General features: G+C 50.6%; 14 protein-coding genes. 12 read left to right on the forward strand and 2 right to left on the reverse strand.

What is annotated here, in order from left to right; all coding sequences use genetic code 11:
* Positions 1 to 22: 22 nt before the first annotated feature.
* On the reverse strand, positions 23 to 319 hold the full coding sequence (locus KZ483_RS08490; RefSeq protein WP_220352220.1) for a DUF3055 domain-containing protein: 297 nt from the start codon (positions 317 to 319) through the stop codon (positions 23 to 25).
* Between the two features lie 284 nt (positions 320 to 603).
* Between KZ483_RS08490 and KZ483_RS08495 the strand changes: the two genes are divergently transcribed.
* The gene (locus KZ483_RS08495; RefSeq protein ID WP_220352221.1) at positions 604 to 1602 is read left to right on the forward strand and encodes an HRDC domain-containing protein; all 999 of its coding nucleotides are present in this window, start codon (positions 604 to 606) and stop codon (positions 1600 to 1602) included.
* 56 nt (positions 1603 to 1658) lie between these two features.
* On the opposite strand, the gene KZ483_RS08500 is transcribed toward KZ483_RS08495, so the two are convergent.
* Positions 1659 to 2657: a zinc dependent phospholipase C family protein gene (locus tag KZ483_RS08500; RefSeq protein WP_220352222.1), complete on the reverse strand. Its 999-nt coding sequence runs from the start codon at positions 2655 to 2657 to the stop codon at positions 1659 to 1661.
* A gap of 157 nt (positions 2658 to 2814) precedes the next feature.
* Between KZ483_RS08500 and KZ483_RS08505 the strand changes: the two genes are divergently transcribed.
* From KZ483_RS08505 to KZ483_RS08555, 11 genes are all read left to right on the forward strand, one after another.
* Positions 2815 to 3276, forward strand: a complete 462-nt coding sequence (locus tag KZ483_RS08505; RefSeq protein WP_220352223.1) for a chemotaxis protein CheX — start codon at positions 2815 to 2817, stop codon at positions 3274 to 3276.
* 133 nt (positions 3277 to 3409) lie between these two features.
* Entirely contained in the window at positions 3410 to 4183 is a 774-nt protein-coding gene (locus KZ483_RS08510) for an SDR family NAD(P)-dependent oxidoreductase (protein ID WP_220352224.1), read from the forward strand.
* A gap of 28 nt (positions 4184 to 4211) precedes the next feature.
* Positions 4212 to 5741, forward strand: coding sequence for a DEAD/DEAH box helicase (locus KZ483_RS08515; RefSeq protein WP_220352225.1), 1530 nt, complete (start codon positions 4212 to 4214; stop codon positions 5739 to 5741).
* Between the two features lie 643 nt (positions 5742 to 6384).
* The gene (locus KZ483_RS08520; RefSeq protein ID WP_220352226.1) at positions 6385 to 8142 is read left to right on the forward strand and encodes a glycoside hydrolase family 35 protein; all 1758 of its coding nucleotides are present in this window, start codon (positions 6385 to 6387) and stop codon (positions 8140 to 8142) included.
* A 3-nt stretch (positions 8143 to 8145) separates the two neighbouring features.
* Positions 8146 to 9009 (forward strand): sugar phosphate isomerase/epimerase family protein, encoded by an 864-nt coding sequence (locus KZ483_RS08525; protein WP_220352227.1) that lies wholly within the window; start codon positions 8146 to 8148, stop codon positions 9007 to 9009.
* 23 nt (positions 9010 to 9032) lie between these two features.
* Positions 9033 to 10286 (forward strand): alpha-L-fucosidase, encoded by a 1254-nt coding sequence (locus KZ483_RS08530; RefSeq protein WP_220352228.1) that lies wholly within the window; start codon positions 9033 to 9035, stop codon positions 10284 to 10286.
* On the forward strand, positions 10279 to 10980 hold the full coding sequence (locus tag KZ483_RS08535; RefSeq protein ID WP_220352229.1) for a copper homeostasis protein CutC: 702 nt from the start codon (positions 10279 to 10281) through the stop codon (positions 10978 to 10980). Before KZ483_RS08530 ends, KZ483_RS08535 begins: the two co-directional genes overlap by 8 nt.
* 42 nt (positions 10981 to 11022) lie before the next feature.
* Positions 11023 to 12321: a glycoside hydrolase family 125 protein gene (locus KZ483_RS08540; RefSeq protein ID WP_220352230.1), complete on the forward strand. Its 1299-nt coding sequence runs from the start codon at positions 11023 to 11025 to the stop codon at positions 12319 to 12321.
* Positions 12322 to 12346: 25 nt separating this feature from the next.
* Positions 12347 to 13363: an asparaginase gene (locus KZ483_RS08545; protein ID WP_220352231.1), complete on the forward strand. Its 1017-nt coding sequence runs from the start codon at positions 12347 to 12349 to the stop codon at positions 13361 to 13363.
* A 28-nt stretch (positions 13364 to 13391) separates the two neighbouring features.
* Positions 13392 to 14804, forward strand: a complete 1413-nt coding sequence (locus KZ483_RS08550; RefSeq protein ID WP_220352232.1) for an alpha-L-fucosidase — start codon at positions 13392 to 13394, stop codon at positions 14802 to 14804.
* A gap of 263 nt (positions 14805 to 15067) precedes the next feature.
* Positions 15068 to 17284, forward strand: a complete 2217-nt coding sequence (locus KZ483_RS08555) for an AraC family transcriptional regulator (RefSeq protein ID WP_220352233.1) — start codon at positions 15068 to 15070, stop codon at positions 17282 to 17284.
* Positions 17285 to 17516: the final 232 nt, after the last annotated feature.

Consider the following 17516-nt stretch of genomic DNA (forward strand, 5'->3'; position numbering starts at 1 on the left):
TTTCCGTTACAGTTTGCCCCGATCAGTCGGTAAAATTCACCGTTCCTACGACCAAGCCTAAAAATTGGTTCAAGTCTGCAGCCTCTTCTTCAGAAAGCTTGAAGACATGCTCCAAATAGCCTTCTTCCTCCAAATCGTCCTGGCCGACAATGGCGGTACGGCCGCTTTGCAAATCGGTTACAAGCTTCTTTCCGTAAAAACGGTTAGTAGACGTGATCGCAAGGTCAAATCGCTTGACGCTTGGGGAAATAAACGTAACGAATCGGGTCGACGTTTCCTCGGTCGTGTCGGACATAAAATCATAATCAGGCAACAGCATGTGGGTGGTTCCTCCTTTAAATCATTACATAAAGCCGCATATCACGGATAAGTATGTTCGTCCTATCATAGCACTCGGCCAACTCCGGGAGCAACATCTATAGCCGCTTGATTGATGGATTTCTGTTGCCATGCAGCCTGCGCTGTGCTATGATGTGAGCAATCAAATCAATGAACGTGGGGAAGCACCCTTCTAGCCGTCACCGGCCGGAAGGGTGCTTTTTTTTGTTCGCATTTCAACCGTTCATTCGTTTGGTGAAAAATCATTTGCGGAGGGGTTCAAATATGCAAGTCGTATTTCTAAACACGTTTGAAAAAATGGAAGCGGACGGCCGCGCCCTGCAGGCGCAGCTATCGATCTGCGAGCAGGATGGCGTATGGTCGGTTATATGGACTGATTCCCCAAACGGCAAGGCTGACCGCCAGGCGGTTTGGTTCGAAGGCGGATCCTGGGAGGAGATGATGGCCGCCTTCCGTCATGGCGTCGCCATTCAGATGGGGGGAGGCTACTCCCCGTTGCTTGACGGCATGCTAGACGACCGCCGAACAGTGACCGGGACGGGAAGCTTATACTCGATGCTCCAATGCTATGGAGAAATCAATGCCAATCAGGATTTGTATGACGCGCTTCGCGAGTGGCGCCGGGCGAGAGCCGTGTCCGACAAGAAGTCGGCATACCTCGTTGCCACGAACAGGATGCTTTGGATGATAAGCGCCTTCATTCCGCAGCAGCCCGATGAACTGAATCAAATTCCGGGGTGGGGAGAAGCAAAGCAAGCGTCATTCGGCGAAGATGTACTCGCCATTACGCGCCGCTTCGAGCGTAATACGTCATTTCCTCTTGACTGGGTTGCAGAATCACTGGATCAACAGGCCTATACGCAATGGCTATTCAAGCAAAAGGAAAACAAATATAAAACTCAAATGGACAAGCAGCAGGAGAAACGTCTTCTACTGGGGGCAATTGCGGAAGGTAAATCTCTCGCTGAGCTCCAGACCCAGCTTGAGATGCCTCGCCGTGATTTGATGGAGCGTATTGAGAAGCTCGAGACGGAGGGATATGACATGGAGCCGCTGATTGAACGCGAGCTCGAGCAGATGCCGGAATCGGAGCAGCTGCTCGTCTGGGATGCGCTTCTTAGTGTGGGCGACCAATATTTAAAGCCGGTATTGTACAAAGTATATGGGGAAGATTCAGTTCAAGGAAAACCCCTCGATTTGCTGTATGACCGTTTAAGACTGATCCGTCTGCGCTACCGCCGCACAAAGCCGGAAGCGATGTAAGGCGTTGGAACCCGTCGCCTGAGGCCTGAAAGCCTGCCGCTTGTGCGATGATTGCATCAATTAGCGTCTGACCAGATGGGATCGGCAAATCGAATCTCTGCTCCGCTGTCACAGGGAAGCCCGGTTTCGTAGGAGCGGTTGCCGATAGCTGCCGCGACCGCTTCACGAAGCTTGCAATGGATAAGAGTATCATAGCTGATCGGCTGATCGGCGAATTTCTCTTGTTCACGGAACCAAAGAAGTATTGCCGTTGTAACCGCTTTACCTTCTTCCATCGCGCGATCCCACATATCCCAGACACTCTCGTTTTTCATCTGTATCCCATCTGTAGGATCCAGCCAAGGCCGTGCCGATTCGTTTAAAATATCAAGCGGCGGAATGTCGCGTTTATAGACGAGCGGCTCGATTTTCCGGAAGGTCAGCATTCTTCGGATTCCAGTCGGATCATAAAATAAACGCTGGGCACGGATCATGTCCCGCATCGCGATTCTCCAGTGCTCGCGCCTGATATAAGAAGCAAGCTCGGGATAGTGGACAGCGGTAATTTGTTCAAAGGCATCCACAATTACGTCCGGGAGCTCTCCCTCATTGTTGATTTCGCGCCAAACCTCCGTTTTCCATGTTTCGATCCCGATCAGCTTTCTCACTATAAGCGTATCCATCATCACTTCGAATCGCTGGTGATCCCATTTGCGGAAGCCGGACCGGCTGAAAACATAAGGATGCATGTTTCGGTCCAGAATGTGATGCAGCACGAAACCCAAGGTATAGACCAAAGCGGGATTGGGCTTTGAATCGTCCGAAGGGTGCAGGCTTACCGCATCCAGCAGGTCCATAAGCACGGGACCGCAGTGGCGGCTGTGCATCTCGCTGCCCAGCCTGTTCATTGTCTTATCTTTTTGCCATGGAAGAAAACGGTGATAGAATAAGAAATCCGGTCCCTGGCAGCCCATGTTGAACATCCGTTTCAGCGAAGGAGCTGCAATTAATTGTTTTTCGCCAATCGAATCCAAGACCTTTTGCCCAAAAATGAAATGGGTCCATACATTCGGCATACTCTGCTTCTCCTCCCCGGGACTATTGTTCGACATTTATTTTCATTTTCTCTCATGAACATCAAAGGAATAGTATACTTGTCCTGGCCAATTTAGTATAATACAAATCAAATAGTGGAAATTACTCGAATCAAGTCGAAAAGGGGGCTACCTCGCGGTGAAGGCGGAATATATTAATCCCTTCTTAGAGTCCGCTAAAATTGTCATCGAACAGATGATTCAAATTCGTCCGGCAACAGGACATCTGGGCGTAAAGGATGTTAAATTCGTTGAGAATTACATATGGATTCAGATTGGCCTCAACGGCCAAATGAACGGCGATATTGTATTTGGCTTAAGCGAGCAAGTAGCGATGAAGATCATTTCGGCGATGATGGGCGGTTACGTTATATCAGAAATTGACGAAATGGGCAGAAGTGCGATTTCCGAGCTTGGTAATATGATTAGCGGAAACGCGAGTACGATACTGTTTAATCAAGGCATTCGGGTCGATATCACCCCGCCTAAAGTCCTGCATTCGGCACAATCCGCAGGCTTTGCCACACAGAAAGCCCTTACAATTCCGCTGATTATGGATGGAATTGGCGAATTGGATATACAGGTCCTAATTGCATCGTAACATGTTTTAAGCTCCTGCGGGAGCTTTTTTTATTATTTGAAAGGCGGAGGTTCCGCAAGATTGAGGATGAGAATAAGACATTTTTTTGCCTAAATGTACCGGTTGCAGTAAACTGAAGATCAGGTGATACAAGTTGATAAAGGGCAAAATTGTATTCATAACCGGAGCGACCAGCGGAATTGGGGAAGTAACTGCAAAACTGCTGTCCGCCCGCGGAGCGGTCCCGATTTTGACGGGAAGAAATGAGCGTAAGTTGATGGCTGCGGCTGCATCGATTACCGGCAGGCATGGTTATTATAAGCTTGATGTGACCGATAATGAAGAGGTCCGTCGGGTGATTGAACGGGCCGTGTCCGATTTTGGGAGAATCGATGTGCTGATTAATAATGCCGGTTTCGGCCATTTTGAGCTATTTGACGATTCGCCGGTTGAGCGTTTTGCGAGCATGATGGATACAAATTATATGGGCATTGTCCGCTGTGCGAAAGCAGTGCTTCCTTTTATGAAGCGGCAGGGCGGCGGCCATATCGTCAATATCGCTTCCATGGCGGGAAAGTTAAGCACTCCGAAAACGTCCGGCTATGCGGCCACAAAGCATGCCGTATTGGGTCTTACCAATGCGATGAGGTCGGAGCTGGCCCCGATGGGTATAGCGGTCTCGGCGGTCAACCCCGGTCCGATCGATACTCCTTTCCTTCAGCTGGCGGATCCCGAAGGGACATATTCCGACAGTATTCGCGGCTACATGCTCACACCGGTGAAGGTGGCGGAAGCCATTGTGAAGGTTATCGAAAGGCGTACGCCGGAGGTGGACCTGCCGTTATGGGCAGCGGTCGGGATTCGTCTTTATGGACTGTTTCCGCGTCTGGCCGATCGACTCGCAGGCCGGTGGCTTAATCGCAAATAAACGCTTATTTATAGAAATGAGGGGCATAATGAACGCAACATGGGAAACTTTTGGGCTTCACCCGCAGCTGACGGAGGCGCTCAAGATAAACGGAATTAAAACGCCGACACCGGTGCAGGAAGCAGCTATCCCCCTGCTGCTGGAAGGTCGGGATGTGTCGGCGAAATCACAGACGGGAACGGGCAAGACTCTCGCATATATACTGCCGGCACTGCAGCTGGTCGACGTCAAGAATACAGCGGTTCAGGTAATGGTACTTGCGCCGACACAAGAGCTGGCCATGCAGATATTCCGCGTGGCGGAGAACTATGGCGGGGAATTAGGTATAAAAGTCCAGCAGCTGATAGGCGGGGCTTCGATGCAGCGGCAGGTTGAGAAATTAAAGCAGCATCCTCATGTCGTGATTGGAACGCCAGGGCGTATTCATGAGATTGTGACGACAGGCAAACTGAAACTTCATCATATTCGGCTAATGATCATCGATGAAGCGGATCAGGTGTTTAATCTCGGTTCTACCAAAGAAGTGGAAACGCTGCTTAAAGGAATGGTGAGGGACAGACAAATCGCGTTCTTCTCTGCAACCCGGCCGCTGGAGATGGAGAAAGTGGAAGAAAGGTGGATGAGCAGCCCCGAGCGGGTCGATGTTACAGAGGATTATAATGCGCTGGAGAATGTCGAGCATTATTACCTTGTTTGCGATAAGCGGGATAAAGTAGATACGGCAAGGCGGCTTATTCGGATGCTGGAGCCGAAATCAGCGCTTCTCTTTATTAACGAAACCGATGAGATCGCCAACTACGAAGCGAAATTCGGGTATGAGGGTTTTACGGTAGAGACCCTTTACGGGGATGCGGACAAACAGCGTCGCGCAGGTACGTTAGCCCGGTTTCGAGAAGGCCGATGCCAGCTGCTGATAGCAACTGACATTGCGGCGAGGGGACTTGATATCGTCGATTTGCCTCTTGTCGTACATCTGGATCCGGCGCTCGATGCAGACCACTACGTACACCGCTCGGGCCGCACCGGCCGCATGGGCAAGCCCGGCACCGTAGTGTCCATCGTAACTCAGCAGCAGTTGTTTATCATGGATAAATTCCGAAAGCAGCTGGGTATCGATCTGCGGGAGAGAACGATGTACCGCGGCCGCTTAACGGAACCAGGGGACCTAAAGGGCGGGCGCGCCGTTCCGCAAGCGCTCCGGAGCGATCGTAACACCGCAACCGGGGGACATGCCGACCTGACGAAGTCTGAACGGCAGGGCGGTTCCCCGGATGTTGTCGGGGAACCGCGTACACCTGTAACCGGCAGTCGCCCGTTGCAGACTAGCGGCCGGCAGCAGGGGGCAGATACCCCAAGAAAGCAGGGGCAATTGTTTAACGGTGCAGATGCCGGGCAAGGCGGCGGCAAGCAGAAGAAGCCGGCGAAAGGCGGACAAGCCGCGCAAACCCGAGACAAACCGGCCAAATCAGCGCGGGAGAGGGAACGAGACCGTAAAGACAAGGGCGCGCCGAAGTGGCTGAAGGCCAAGCGCAATGACAGCGCTAAGAGCGATGACTAATCAAAGCGCTGACAAGCGCGATGACAAGGCTAACCCAATCAGAGTTAGTTAGTCCACGCGCGATGTGAGGCTAACCGAATCAGAGTTAGTTCCAACTGCGCTGCGCGATTAACCGCGATCAAAAGCAGCGTACAATCAAGGTGCTTCTGTTAATTGCTGAGCTTTACTGCCGGGCAGGGCTAAATGCACATAAACAATGGCTGTCGAGATGACTCGACAGCCATTATTATATACCGGCAGTTTAACGCGGTACAGCAGTGAAATCTAAAGTAAACCCTCACATTTGTCAATAGACAGGATGAACGGAAGACCTGATATTCGCTGGCCATAATTGAGTGAGCAGGTTTAGTCGATTATTGCCTACAGCCTGAAAGTAACCATTTTTCTCCTCAGTTCTGTGTCAATTGAAAATAGTGAAGTGTAAGAATCGTATAGTGCCTTATCTTCAGAGAAGCCCTTGAATGCCTATGCTGCACCGGATTTGAAATCCGCTGTAATTGTACAAGGCGGTGGAAAAATGGTAACAAATCGAAAAAATCCTGTTGAGCGAAAGCGCAATAAAGATTATCTTTTGGCTAACCCGATTCGGGTTTCTTGAAGGTATACCCATCTCTAAATACGGACATCCGGAGGCAGCAATATCATGTTTAGCTTTGAGAAAAGTGAATTTTACGATCGGGACAAAACGGTTCGCATTCTTTCGGGCGCCATTCATTATTTCCGGGTTGTACCGGAGTATTGGCGTGACCGGCTCCTTAAGCTGAGAGCATGCGGTTTGAATACGGTCGAAACTTACATTCCCTGGAATTTTCATGAACCTGAAGAAGGGGAGTTCCATTTTGACGGGATGGCCAATGTTGTCCGGTTCATTGAAACCGCCGGAGAACTTGGTTTGTACGTTATCGTCCGTCCAAGCCCGTATATTTGCGCCGAATGGGAGTTCGGCGGGCTGCCCGCGTGGCTGCTGGCGGATTCGGATATGCAGCTTCGCTGCTATCATCAGCCGTTCCTGGACAGGGTGAATGCTTATTATGACGTGCTAATGCCAAAGCTGAAGCCGCTTCTGTGTACGAATGGCGGGCCGGTCATTGCCGTTCAAATCGAGAATGAATACGGCAGCTACGGGAACGATGCCCGGTATCTGGAGTACCTTAAACACGCTTTAACCGATCGCGGAATCGATGTTCTGCTGTTCACTTCCGACGGACCGACAGACGCACTGCTCCAGGGAGGTTCGATTCCAGGTACGCTGGCTACCGTCAATTTCGGATCGCAGCCCGTTTCTTCCTTCGCCAAGCTGCGGGAATATCAAGCGGATGCTCCGCTCATGTGCATGGAGTTTTGGAACGGTTGGTTCGACCATTGGGGAAAGGGCCATCATACCCGGGATGCAGGGGATGTAGCGCAAGTGTTCGAAGAGATGCTCAAAGAGCAAGCATCCGTTAATTTCTATATGTTTCATGGCGGAACGAATTTCGGATTCTACAATGGCGCGAACTGCCAAACTTATAACCATTATGAACCGACCATAACAAGTTACGACTATGATTCACTGCTTGATGAAGCAGGCGAGCCGACGGAGAAATATTTTGCCGTGCGGGAAGTGATTTCGCGGTATTCCGATATCGGTGAATATGAACCGCCGGAGAGAATCGGCAGACAGGCTTACGGTGAAGTCGCGATGGAGGAGCAAGCCGGATTATTTGAGAATCTGGACAGGCTTTCAACGCCGTTTCGCTCAGCGACACCTCTGCCGATGGAGAAAGCGGGTCAAAATTACGGTTTCATCATGTATACGACTCGAATTACAGGTCCGCGTCCGGCTGAGGAGCTTCACCTTCAGGACGTCCGCGACCGTGCAATGGTTTTCCTTGACGATGCGTTAATCGGCATTATCGAACGGGCGGAGAAGGAGCAAACCGTATCTTTCTCCGTTCCGGCTGAAGGAGCGACACTAAGTATCCTCGTCGAAAATATGGGGCGGATCAACTATGGTCCATATTTGAAAGATGCCAAGGGAATAACGGAAGGCGTCCGGCTCGGCTTTCAATTTTTGTTCGATTGGACGATTCGTCCCCTTCCTTTGAAGGATTTATCAAATGTAACGTACGGTAACACTTATGTACAAACACAGCCGTTATTTTACAGGGGAACTCTTCATACCGAGACTGCGCTAGACACGTTTATCGATATGGGCGGCTGGACCAAAGGGGTCGTATTTATCAACGGCTTCAACCTGGGCCGGTATTGGAACAAAGGACCGCAGCGAACCTTATACGTTCCCGGCCCCTTACTGCGCAAAGGCGAGAACGAAATAATCGTATTCGAGCTGCACGGAACCCGGCAGCGCTCGATAACTTTCACGGATAAGCCAATACTGAATCAACTGATGGAGGAATAAACAATGAAGCTTGGACTAAGCACTTACAGCCTGCAGAGCGCCCTTAACCGCAAGGAAATGTCCGTAGTCGATATTATTCGCTGGGTCGCTGGGCAAGGCGGCGAGCATGTTGAAATTGTGCCTCTAGGGTTTGATTTGATCGATCGCCCGGAACTGGTGGAGGAGATCCGCATCGCTGCGGAAAAAGCGAATATTGAGCTTTCGAATTATGCAGTCAGCGCTAATTTCGCTCAGGAAGATCCGGAGAAATATGAACAGGAAATCCTCACAACCATGCGTCATGTCGATGTAGCCCGGGATCTGGGCGTCAAGCGTATGCGCCACGACGTCGCGTCGCGCCCCACCGCGCAAGCCACGGTCGAGCAATTCGAGAAAGACTTGCCCGCATTGGTCGCCGCTTGCCGGCGGGTAGCCGATTATGCCGGGCAATTCGGCATTGTTACGAGCGTGGAAAACCACGGCTATTATATTCAGGCAAGCGAACGCGTGCGCCGTTTGATCCATGAAGTCGACCGCGATAATTTCAAAACAACGCTTGATATCGGAAATTTTCTATGCGTGGATGAGGATCCGCTAAGCGCCGTTACGTATAATGTGCCCTTCGCCTCCATGGTTCATGTCAAGGATTTCTATCGCCGTCCCGCGACTTATAACCCCGGCGAAGGCTGGTTTCGTTCGGCATACGGCAACTATCTGCGCGGAGCCATAGCCGGGCAAGGAGATATTCCTGTCGCCGAAGCTTTGCGGATCGTGAAGCAGTCCGGTTACGACGGTTATATTTCGATTGAGTTCGAAGGCATGGAAGAATGTCGAACCGGCTCGAGAATCGCCATGGACAATGTCCGAAGATTATGGAATCAGGCGTAAATATTCAACGGGAGGAAACCTTGATGAATGACAGGCCATTGGCAGTGCCTTCGAAGCAGCAGCTTGCCTGGCAGGACTTGGGGCTGGGAATGTTCTGCCACTTCGGTTTGAATACATTTTGCGACCGGGAGTGGGGAGAAGGCAAGGATACTCCTGCCAATTTCAATCCGACAGAGCTTGATGCCGGCCAGTGGGCGAGAACGGCGAAGCGCGCGGGCTTTTCGTATTTGATGCTGACAGCCAAGCACCATGACGGATTTTGCCTGTGGCAAACGGATACGACCGATTATTCGGTCAAATCCAGTCCATGGAAGGACGGTCAAGGAGACGTCGTCCGCGAATGTGCTGAAGCTTGCAGGAAGGAAGGCTTGCTGTTCGGGATATACCTCTCCCCCTGGGACAGGCATGATCCGAGATATCCGGACAGGGAAGCTTACGATGATTTATACTGCGCCCAATTGACCGAGCTCCTGACTCAGTACGGACCGCTCGTCGAATTATGGTTTGACGGTGCCGGATCGGAAGGAAGGGAATACGACTGGCCCAGAGTAATGGCTTTGGTTCAAAAATATCAGCCGGAAGCGATGGTCTTTAATATGGGAGCCCCGACGGTGCGGTGGGTAGGCAATGAAGACGGCATAGCGCCATATCCATGCTGGAATACCGCTGCTGAAGCACGAGTGAGCATGTTCACGAACGATATGACCGCGTGGCTTCCGGAAACGCCGGATTGGGTTCCTGCGGAGTGCCCGGTCCCGATTCGCGGCAATCACTGGTTCTGGCACCCGAATGACCAGACCCCTCTTCGTCCGCTCGAAGAGTTAATGGATATGTATAATCGCTCTGTCGGACACGGTGCAACGCTGCTCCTTAATCTTGCGCCGGATAACCGGGGGCTGTTCCCGGAGGAAGAAGTCGTCCGCGTCATAGAGTTTGGAGACGAGATCAGATCCAGATACGCGAAGCCGCTAGCGGTGACAGGCGGAACAGGACAAACTGTAACCGTCCGGCTTGAGACGGAGACGGAGATTGACCATGTCATTCTCATGGAGAAGATCGAGCTCGGGGAACGTGTCCGCGACTATGTGCTGGAAGCGGAGCGAAATGGCGAGTGGGTTGAGCTTGTCAAAGGAAGCGCGATCGGTCACAAAAAAATCGATTCGTTCGCGGCTGTTCGGACAAAGGAAATCCGCATTCGCATCCTGCAAAGTGTCGGAGAACCGTTCATCCGTTCGCTTGCCGTCTATTACGTAAACAAGGGGAAACGGCATGCTTGAGATCATAGCTGAAAGCTTGTCTGACGCAATCGCCGCCGAAGCGGGAGGGGCGGACCGTATAGAGCTGGTTTCCGCGCTGTCGGAGGGTGGTTTGACGCCCAGCCATGGTCTGATTTCGGAGGTCTTGAGCGCTTTAACCATCCCTGTCCACGTCATGGTGAGACCGCACAGCCGGTCATTTTGTTACGACAGCAACGATATTGCCGTGATGTGCGCAGATATTCGCAGCATCAAGGGCCTGAAAGCGAACGGAATTGTGGTCGGCGCTCTGACACCTTATAACAAAGTCGATCATTCCGCAATGAGTTTCCTGCTGCAGGAAGCGGATGGGTTGTCGGTAACCTTTCACAGGGCTTTCGATCGGATTGCCGATCGGGAGGAAGCGCTGAGGGAGATTGCGAGGTATCCGCAAATCAGGCATATTCTGACTTCGGGCGGACAAAATAGTGTGTTGGATTCCGTTGATGAGATTATACGGCTGAGAAACCTTGCGGAGCAGCATGGTTTAACGATCCTTGCAGGCAGCGGGCTCACAATCCCCTCCCTGGAATCCTTCGTGCACGCATCAGGCGTATCCGAGGTCCACCTCGGAACGGGAGTCAGAGCCGTCCATGAGGGCTTGGATGTTGTCGATACCGGGAAAGTCGCGCTCGCGAGATCCAGATTGTACGACGCCTTGCAGAAGAAACTCTGATCTGCGGGCTGAATAGTGATTTTTATAAGGAAGGTGATTGCAATGAATTTACCCGAATCTGTACGGGAAGTGATTGAGCGGGCGGAGAAGGATCTTGCCCACAATCCGAAGCTTCTGCATATGTTCAAGCAGTGTTATCCGAACACGCTGGAGACGACGACCCGTCTGATGAATGACGGCACGACTTTTGTTTTTACCGGAGATATTCCTGCGATGTGGCTGCGGGATTCCAGTGCTCAAGTACGTCATTATTTGCCGCTTGCCGCGAAAGACCCGGAGCTTCAGCGAATCATCGAGGGGCTCGTGAAACGCCAACTAATGTACATCGGCATCGATCCTTATGCAAACGCGTTTAACGAAACGGCTAACAACAACCGCTATGATGACGACCTCACCGAGCTGAGCGAGCCTAATCCTTGGGCATGGGAAAGAAAATACGAGATCGATTCGTTGTGTTATCCGATTCAGCTCAGTTATTTATACTGGAAGGAAACGGGGATCACTGCGCTCTTCGATGATACCTACAAACAAACAATGCAGGCAATTATTCGGTTGTGGCAGGCAGAGCAGAGGCATTTTGAGCAGTCGCCTTACCGCTTTACCCGGTTAACCGGCCCCAAGACCGATACCGTGATCAATAAGGGAATGGGGATGCCGGTTAACTATACCGGCATGACATGGTCGGGCTTCCGTCCAAGCGACGACGCGTGCACATTCGGTTATTTGATTCCGGCCAATATGTTCGCCAGTGTAGTCCTGGGCTACATGGCGGAAATCGCTGTTAATGTGTATGGTGATTTGCCGCTTAAAGAAGAGGCGGAGGGTCTGAAGGAAGAAATCGACCATGGCATCCGAACCTACGGAATTTACCGTCATCCGGTGTATGGAGATATATATGCCTACGAGACCGACGGCTTCGGCAATTATAATCTGATGGACGATGCGAATGTGCCGAGTCTGCTTTCAATCCCCTATCTCGGCTATACGACGAAAGAGGATCCCGTCTATTTAAACACAAGACGATTCATTCTGAGCAAATCGAATCCATATTATTACGAGGGAAGCTATGCCAAAGGAATTGGCAGTCCACATACCCCTCCGCAATATATATGGCCGATTGCCCTGAGTATGCAGGCGCTGACATCGACGGATCCGCAGGAAATCGCAGAAATCATCGAAACGTTAACCGCAACCGACGGCGATACCGGTTACATGCACGAGGGTTTCAGCGTCCATAATCCGAGTGAATTCACTAGGCCCTGGTTTGCCTGGGCGAACAGCTTGTTCGGGGAACTCATCTATACTTGCATGATCGAGAATCGACTCGGCGCCGGTAAGTAATAAGCAGAGCGGGAAGAGGGACGATATGGAAACAGAGACTTCGGTAAGACTGGTCGAAGAATACCGCGGCGGAGTATTGGAAAACGTTTATTACGGGCATATTTGCGCGGTTAACGAGGAAGGGAACGTCATCTTAAGCGCCGGAGATCCGGAATGGGTCACCTATCTGCGCTCTGCAGCAAAACCGATCCAAGCCATTCCGGCTTTCGTCCAGGGCTGCGATGAAGAATTCGGCCTTGAGGACCGGGACAAAGCCATCATGATGGCTTCTCACCGAGCCGAATCATATCATGTTGCCGCTCTTGAATCGATGCTGCAAAAAATCGGCGTTGAAGAGGATAGTCTGGCCTGCGGCTCGACATACCCACTCAGCCCGGCGGCAAGGGACGACTTGGTGTTCCGCCATATGCCCAAGAGAAAGCTATACCATAATTGTTCAGGTAAGCATTTGGGCATTCTTGCGCTATGCAAAAGCAAAGGCTATCCGCTTCAAGGATACAGCGAGCTAGGACATCCGGCGCAGCTGGAAATCGCGGAAGCGGTCGCTTCCCTGTCAGGCTGTCCTTCAGGCCGGATTCATACCGGCGTCGACGGCTGTGGACTACCGGTCGTCGCAATGCCCCTTCGGTACATGGCAGTCATGTATATGAAGCTCGCTTGCCCGGACAGAATCGAATCGGAGCCTGTTAGAAAAGCCGTTACTCGAATATCGGGTTTGATGAACGACTATTCCGAGATGATTTCCGCTCCATGGTTTATTTGTTCGAATTTGCTCCGCGATCCGAACATTGTGGCTAAAGGAGGCGCGAAGGGTGTCTACTGCTTCGGTCTCCGCAAAGAAAGGATCGCCTTCGCATTAAAGGTGCTGGACGGGTCGGAGGAGAAGTGGCCGCTTATTATCGCCGCCATTCTCGAGCAAATCGGCTATGACAACCGTGAGACGATAGAACGCATGTATGTGCTGGCACCGCCGGAGGTTAAGAATGACAGCCAGGCGGCGGTAGGATGGAATAAAGCCGTGTTTAAGTTGAAATCGCACTAAAAATTGTAATGCCGGGAGGAACTTTTCAATGAGCGAACACACCGCAGCTCCGCACGAAGAAGAGCGGGATGAAACCCAGGAAGTGGAGAATGGCGTCCACAATTTCAGCAGTGAATCCGATTATGTTGTGCCGGACAATCCTCTTATCCGGGAGCGCCTGGAATGGTTTAAGGATCAGAAGCTCGGAATCATGATGCATTGGGGGCCTTATTCTCAAATTGGGGTCGTCGAATCATGGGCGCTGAGCGACGAGGACGGCGTTTGGTCCCGCAACGATATCGATTGGGAGCAGGACAGCGAGGAATTCAAGCGTCAATATTTCGGCCTTAACCGTACGTTTAATCCTATTCGTTTTCAGCCGGAATTATGGGCGGAGCTGGCTGCCGAAGGCGGATTCAAGTATCTGATTTTTACTACCAAGCACCATGACGGATTTTGCATGTGGGACACACATACGACGGATTATCGGATCACCGGTCCCGAAACACCTTTTCACACGCACAAATACGCTGACATATGCAGAAACCTCTTTGATGCTTTCCGTGCCAAGGGACTTGCCATTGCAACCTATTTCTCGAAAGCGGACTGGCATACACCCTATTATTGGGCACCCGGGATGGCGAGGGGACGTGATATGTGGCGTGGGCCCTCATACGATCCCGAAGCGTATCCCTGGCTGTGGGACAGCTTTGTCCGCTTTACGCATGATCAAATCATGGAATTGATGTCCAAATACGGCCGCATCGATGTACTGTGGCTGGATGCCGGTTGGGTGAGAGAAGGCAGCCGGGTCGGCCAGGATATCAAGCTCGGCGAAGTTGTGGAAAAAGCGCGTGAGCTTCAGCCTTGGCTGCTGTCAGCGGATAGGACGGTAGGCGGCCCTTACGAAAATTATGTAACTCCCGAACAAACGATTCCGGACGGTCCGCTGAATGTACCGTGGGAGAGCTGCATCACGATGGGCACCTCCTTCTCGTTCAGGTACGAGGATAAATACAAATCCGTGCGTCAATTGGTTCATATACTGCTTGAAGTTGTGGCAAAAGGCGGCAACCTGGCTTTGAATGTGGGACCGCAGCCGGACGGACGTCTGCCTGAAGGCGCAGTAAAGCGGATCAAGGAACTCGGAGTCTGGATGAACACATATGGCGAAGCTGTATATGGGACACGAATCTGCGCGCCGTATTTTACGGACAGATGCGCCTTTACACGTAAAGAAAACAAGGTGTACTGCTCTTATATGTATCCGGGCCCGGACGCTCCGGTAACGGAATATGTCACGGTTCCCTATACGGAGCAGGTAACCGGCGTGGAGCTGGTCGGCAGCGGAGAGAGCCTCGAATACCGCTCTTCGGAAGAAGGATTGGTTATTCGCCTCCCGCAGGGAGTTCTATCTGAAAAGGCGCCGATCGCACACGTTTTCCGTTTCAGTGAGAGTTAATTTATTTATGGTAAAATATTAGGCTTTACACCCAAGAAGCTGGCGACGAATGAACGTTCGCCGGCTTCTTTGAAATATAAGAAAGTATATTTTGCACTATACTTCGCTTTTATTTCTCCGGAATGAACCGCACTCCGCCGCCAAAGGACGGCGTTAGCCGGTTCACTTTGGTAAATTCTAATACATGCGCAAAGCTTGTCCACAATGTTTGGGGATAAGTATAATAAAGAGAGAGCGCATAAAAGGGAAGGGGGATTTATAACGTGAATAAAAATTGGTTTCGTCAGCTGCTGTTTTCCTATCTCCCCGCTTTTTTCGGCATCACGATGATATTGTTTTTTTTGTTTTTCCAAACCTTAAACGAACAGAACCGGAAAGAAGCCATAAAAGCCAACGAGTTTCTCTCCCAACAGGTTATCCGGTACTCTGACAATACTTTAAAGCTGATTGATTACAGGGTCGTACGGGAAATTCTCACCAACCCGGTCGTTTCGCGGTTTTTCGCCCCTGGAGACAATGATGTTTATGCAAACATGCAGGCACTTAAAGTCATGGATGATATAAAATTTAATTATCCCATTATTGATTCCGTTTATTTCGTAAGGTTGAAGGATAATTACGTGCTGGGTGACGGTTCCAGCGCGCTCTCGGATTTTCCCGACTTGCAATTCATCGACCAATATAAGAACAAAAAAATGTCGGATAAATGGACGGGGGAACGTGATTATAAAGCCTATGCCAATGTGGCCCCCAAGAAAGTCATTACCTTGGTTAGAGCAGTCCCTTATTCAGGTCAAAAGCAAGGCTTTTTCGTAGTTAATGTAAGCTTATCCAATCTCAAGAATTCCATTAGCCAGATGTACAACTCCAACATCAGTTTTGTTCGTCTGGTAGACAATCAAGGTCATAATTTACTCGGAAATGACAAAGGGGCAGCCGATAAGAACGAAGTGTTCTCACAATTCACCTCTCCTTATACCGGCTGGAAAGTGGAAAGCGGACTTATCAGCAAAGGCGGTATCAAGTTCGCCCTCAACTTCTACAGCGTATGGGTGATTCTGGCTTTCGCTGCAGTAATTCTGGGCGTCATATGGGTTATCCATGTGACCAGAAGGAACTACCAGCCGATCCAGCAGATCGTGTCGCTCATCCAGACCAATTCCCTCAAGAATGAGACGAACGGGAAAAAGAGCGAGGGTGAGTTCGGGTTTATTCAAAATACGTTGGTACATTTGATGGAAGAAACAGAGAAATTCCGAATGCAGAACCAGAAAAATTTGATTTTGCAAAAAAAATACCGCTTTCAAGAGGTTATGGAAGGAAACGCGCCGATCAAGGAAAGTGAATGGATTTCCGAGCTTAAGAAATACGACCTCCAGGTTGAAGGCAAGACCGCCTTCGTGCAATCCTATGAGATGGACGGTTATCAGAACTTCACACAAATGTACAGCCAGCACGATCAATCACTGCTCAAGTTTACTTTGTTTATCGTGGTGCTTGAAACGGCCCAAAATCATAATGCCGCTGTATGGGCGGAGTGGACGGCGGACAATCGGCTTTCATCCATCATTTGGGCGCCCGAGGATTCGGACCCGGGAGAAATTCAGGTTGCGATTGCCGAGTCGGTGCGCGGGTGGATTGAGCAGAATCTGAGCTTTACCGTAACGATCGGACAAGGGGACTCGGCTGAAACGCTGGAGGAAATACGCCAATCCTATGAAAAGGCCGGTGATTTGCTGCAGTTTAAAGCGGTCCTTGGCCCGAACAGGATTATCTGTCCGGAAGACAGCGTGAGACCGCCGCAGAATGAAATTAATGAATATTTCTATACGATCTATTCGCTTTCGCAGTCGTTACGCTTATCCGATGACGAGTGGACCCGGCATTTGAGCCTGTTGTTCGAGCAAATTCGAAGCTCTCTTTCCTCCCGTAAAGAAGTCAAAAGCCTGATGCAATTTTTGCAGCAGCATTTGGAACGGGAATTCCTGGAGTTGTCCAAAGAGTATCGCCATATATGGAAATCCACCCAAGGCGAGCTGCTTGGGCTTGGCAAACAATGGGAGACGGTGGACGAGCTGGAGGCCGGCTGCACCCGCATATTCGAAACGATGTATAACAATATGCATGCGCTGAGGGATTCTTACAGCAACAGGGCCGTGATCGGAGATATCCGGAATTATATCGAAGAGAATTTCGCCAATCCGGATCTTTCGCTTGATTATTTGAGTGAAAAATTCCAGTTGAATGCGAAAAATGTGAGCAAAATGTTTAAAGAGGAATTCGGCGAGAATTTCGTTGATTTCCTTATCGGCCTTCGTATGAACAGTGCGAAAAGAATGCTTACCGAAACTCATAAATCGATGCAGGAAATCAGTCTCGAGGTCGGCTATTACAACTACAATTCCTTTAACCGCGCCTTTAAAAACGTGGTGGGACTATCCCCACGAGATTACCGAAAGCAGGGAAGCGAATCCGCTTAGGCATCGGAAGCGAGGGCATAAAGATAAAGAATCCTTGAAACCAACCGGCCAGCGGTAGTTTCAAGGGTTTTTTGCATTACGAAAAAGGATGAGTCGATGAAAAATGCAAAAACGGCGAAATACATCTCTTTTATCGCAGGTACTTTGGTCTTTTTAGCCCGTGCGAAAATTGTGTTATGAACGAATCTTACAAATTGATGGAGTGAAGGGCGAGAGGTAGAATCGATTTGCA

Source organism: Paenibacillus sp. sptzw28, from assembly GCF_019550795.1.
GTDB lineage: Bacteria > Bacillota > Bacilli > Paenibacillales > Paenibacillaceae > Paenibacillus_Z.